Here is a 3,861-nt window from a genome sequence, read left to right on the forward strand (position 1 = left end):
TAGGGGTTGCATCCATGCTAGGGGTGGCATGGGTGCCAGGGGTAGACGCCAACCTTTCGAGGTGGAGGTGATACTGGCGGGTGGCCCCCTTGGCTCCCCCGTTGTGGTTTCCGACCACCGACAACAATCCCTCCTCGATGAACCCATGCACGATGCGGCGAGCCTGGCTTTCAGATGCAGAAATTTTCTTGGCGATGCGCTGGATCGACGGATACAAGCTCTTGCCATCGTCGTCGCACCAATCCGCCAATGCCAGCAAAGTGAGTTTTTCTGAGCCTCCACGCGAGAAGTTTTGCCAAACGGCCCCCATCGCGATCAAGCTCATGCCCCCTCCTTCGCATAGCGCTTAGCGAGCCATTCCTGGCCGATGCCAGTGATCATCGTGGTGAACGTGATGTGCTCGTGGCCGGCGGAATCGCTCCAGGGCTTACGTTCCACTACGCGGAAATAGCCGCGGTCAACAAAACGCTGGTACGGGATGTTGTTCTGCATCAGAACTTCATCGGAGCGCAATTGCCTGAAGAAGCGGTTCTGCCCCCAGCCGATGGCCTTGGCGAAAACACCCAGCTTGCACAAGCCATCGCTGTTGCTGATACTCGTTGCGAATTCCACCTTGGGGGCTTGGTAGGCGATCTGCCGGGCTTGGTACTCCAACTGTTCCTGCTGGCTAGCAGCCAGACGCAAGGCTGCCGAGAAAGTGCGCGGGACGCTGATACCACCCTCCAGTTCCTGCCAGCGGTCAATAATGCGCGCACGCAATTCGAGCTTGTAGCCGGAGACCAAGATCAACGCTTCGCGCTTGGGCAGGCGGAAAATCGGGTAAACTTGACCGTTTTGCTCATTGAGGAAGGTGTCCTCAAAATTGAGGATACCCGCCTCGCCATGCAACTCGACCAGCATCAGGCGGATATCACGCATCACGTTGTCGTGGCGCTTTTCCACGAGGTCAGCGATTTCGCGGCTGCTCATGGTTTGCACAAACCCGATGGCTGCGATATAGTTTTGGCTGTGAACCGTAGTATCGAAAGCCGTTACCCCTGCCAGGGCGACGGCTTTTTTCTTTTCAGAGGTCATCGCGCCTCCAATCAAGCCGCCACGGACTTGTTCATCAGCGCGTCGATGCTCGAACGCTTAACACGGGTGCATTTTTTGCCGAAGCGGACAATCTCCAGCGAGCCTTCTCGGATCAATGCCCAGTAGGTGGAGTCACCAATCGCGAGAATGGCCTTGGTTTCGTGGCGATCGCAGAGTGTGTCGCCGACGGACTGAGTAGGGCTAGAGTGGGAGTTTTGATTCATTCCTATTCCTTCGCAAATGTTTGCCGCAACATTTTTTTGTGCGGGACAGTGCAAAGAATAGGATTAGACGCAAGGCAAGTCGCGCCAAAAGTCGGAAGGAAAGAAACTAATTTTTAGTCGTTTTTGTCCTTAAGTCTCGCCCATGCCTTTCGAATGGCGTCGGCTTTAACAGGAGCATCCGGATTATTGACATTCGCCAAATTAGCAATTGCGGTAGATTGGTCCTTGATAAATTTCCGATTCAGTTCAGCCAATTGAACGACATAGCTACTCATCGGAGCATTTGAGCCATCCGGCTGTCGAGAAGGGTACTTAGCACCCGGGTCGGCACTGCGCAAAACATCTGCCAGCAACATGAGGGTGATAACAGGGTTCGTAGTTAAATTCTGAAACATCGCTGCCTTTTTAGCAGCGTCTCCGCCAGTTGCACCTGCGTCTTCAAGCAGGTGCTGGAAGCTTGGCACTTGCCCCCCTTTCAAAAATTTAGCCAGCCGTTCGGCGTCATCTCCAAGAGACTTGTAGGCCGCACGCTCTTGGTCCACGGTAAGTTCCAGCATACCGATTTTGCGACCGCCGTAAAGCGCATCATAGGGCTGCCTTTTGGGCTGATCAGGCCAGACAAGGAAAACACCGACTAAGGCATCTTCCTGATTTACGACATTTTCCTTAAGTTTCTTCCAATTTTTGGAAACGGTATCGGCATCAGGATTTCCCTCCCAATACGACCTAAAGCGTCTCGCCCTATCAATTAAAGGATGCTGTTTAATAACTGCATTTCTACAAAAATTTGCTATGTACTCTGCAATCTCGACTGGCAAGCCACTTGCAGACCAAAAATCAGGGTTGATGTCGTCTTTCATTTAAGAAATCTCACTTCGATTCAATACGATGCAGATACCAAGAACGGATAGCGAATCTGTTATCCGTTCATAAAATTATGAAAAAGCACTCCTGCTTGCTGCAGAGGCGTCGATACCGGAATTCCGGGATCCCCGGAATCCAATCGAAACAAGGACTTGATCGAGAATAACTTGTAGTGGCTCCGTCGCTGGAACTGTTCCGAAACCGGAACTCTTTCCGTCTCGATGCGAGAAAGAGCAATTTTGCTAATTCGCGAAGGCTTTGCAAACCCTTTCAAAAGGGTTGCAGAGCTGTTTTGCAAGTTCACGTGGCGATGCGAGCGTCAATGCCTGCGTGCTCACGCAGCAAGTACAGCAAGCCGCCACCATCAATCAGCTCAATCGGCTTGTCCTTGCAAAAATTATAGGCGTCCGTGCCGTACCCGCTCGTGCAAACAAGAATACCTTTATTGGCCCCCTCATTCATCATCGTTCCGAATAGGTCACGGACAGCACTCACGCCCACCGTATCCTTGTACCGCTTGGCCTGGATCACTACCTTGCCACCGAGGATCGGACGGGTGTCGTAAGCGACAGCATCAACTCCTCCATCCCGAGAACTGCGCGTCAGCTTTGTCTCAAGCCCCATCTTTCCAAACAGATTCGAAACCAATACCTCAAACTCGCTAGGAGTTAGGTCCAGTAAGTTGGGACGCGAATCAAGCCCCGTCAGTACATCACCCTGATCGATGAATCGCTTATCGATCATGTCGAACTCAACAATTGGTTTGATCGCCAGCAACTCGTCCGGCCTCGCCGATACCTGAGCGCCCAAGTTCTTGAGGCAGGCGATCTTGTCTACCTTTTCTAAGCGCAATTCCAGGAACGTCTCCTTCGGCGCGCGCACCGATACGACTGGCACTCTGACCTCTTTCCCGCTCGCAGGATCGTGGGTATCGATCATTCCGTTAAATATGATTCGGGAGAGCGCATTGACTTGATCCGCTTCAAATAGCTCGTGAAGCGTTCTGAGCGTTACTGCAGCAACAATATCTTGGTAGAGCTGCTTAATCTCCGCCGGCTTTCTGGTCTTGGACTCGATCTGATCCTTTGTCTTGACGTACCTGAATTCAACGTCCTGCGGAATAACCGACGATTCGGGCAAATCGTATTCAACTACCAGCTCCCCAGTCTCCTGTTGGAGAGCAAGCCGGAATTTTTGAGGAAATCCCTCGGCCGGGTATGCCGAACGTGCCAAAACCATGTCACAGTAGGCCACGATAGCCTCCGGCTCCTTCGAATGGTAGGCCGCCTGAATTCGATCTACTTCAGCGTTGTGCGCCACAACATCGCGCTCATAGGCCTCTTTCTTCTCTTCGTATTCGCGCTTGATCTTAGAAATCTTGGCAAGCTTCTGGCTCTCATTGTGCTCGTGAGCAGCAAGGGCTATTTTGTGCGCCTCGGACGCCTTTACAACTTCCTCCGCGTGTCGGTTCACGGCACCAGGCCAAAAACGGCTTAAGCCCTTCAAGGGCGCGACCTCCCCCGGCAAGGGCGGAGATTCCGACAAAAGCTCACGAGGTGGACGAAACGCCGCATATCGCTCCGAGTTCTTCAAGGATGCGAAATCAATTCGATCGTCATGATGAAGGGTATGGGTAAGCAAGCCCTTCAACTCATCCAAGCGATCCTGCAATTCGGCGTTCAGATCATCCACCTCACCC

General features: G+C 52.6%; 5 protein-coding genes. All 5 read right to left on the minus strand.

All coding sequences use genetic code 11. From position 1 onward, the window contains the following. The coding region (locus AKL28_RS23065; RefSeq protein ID WP_197091084.1) for a helix-turn-helix domain-containing protein at positions 1-325 on the minus strand (325 nt) is incomplete at its 3' end. Continuing rightward, on the minus strand, positions 322-1,074 hold the full coding sequence (locus tag AKL28_RS23070; protein ID WP_050470633.1) for a phage antirepressor KilAC domain-containing protein: 753 nt from the start codon (positions 1,072-1,074) through the stop codon (positions 322-324). The genes AKL28_RS23065 and AKL28_RS23070, both read right to left, overlap by 4 nt. An 11-nt stretch (positions 1,075-1,085) precedes the next feature. After that, positions 1,086-1,298 (minus strand): hypothetical protein, encoded by a 213-nt coding sequence (locus AKL28_RS23075; protein WP_050470634.1) that lies wholly within the window; start codon positions 1,296-1,298, stop codon positions 1,086-1,088. Between the two features lie 113 nt (positions 1,299-1,411). Then, positions 1,412-2,158, minus strand: a complete 747-nt coding sequence (locus AKL28_RS23080; RefSeq protein WP_050470635.1) for a hypothetical protein — start codon at positions 2,156-2,158, stop codon at positions 1,412-1,414. Positions 2,159-2,462: 304 nt separating this feature from the next. After that, a partial coding sequence (locus AKL28_RS23085) for a restriction endonuclease (RefSeq protein ID WP_050470636.1) occupies positions 2,463-3,861 on the minus strand: 1,399 nt, incomplete at its 5' end.

This window comes from Herbaspirillum chlorophenolicum (assembly GCF_001189955.1).
In the GTDB taxonomy this organism is placed as follows: Bacteria; Pseudomonadota; Gammaproteobacteria; order Burkholderiales; family Burkholderiaceae_D; genus Herbaspirillum; species Herbaspirillum chlorophenolicum.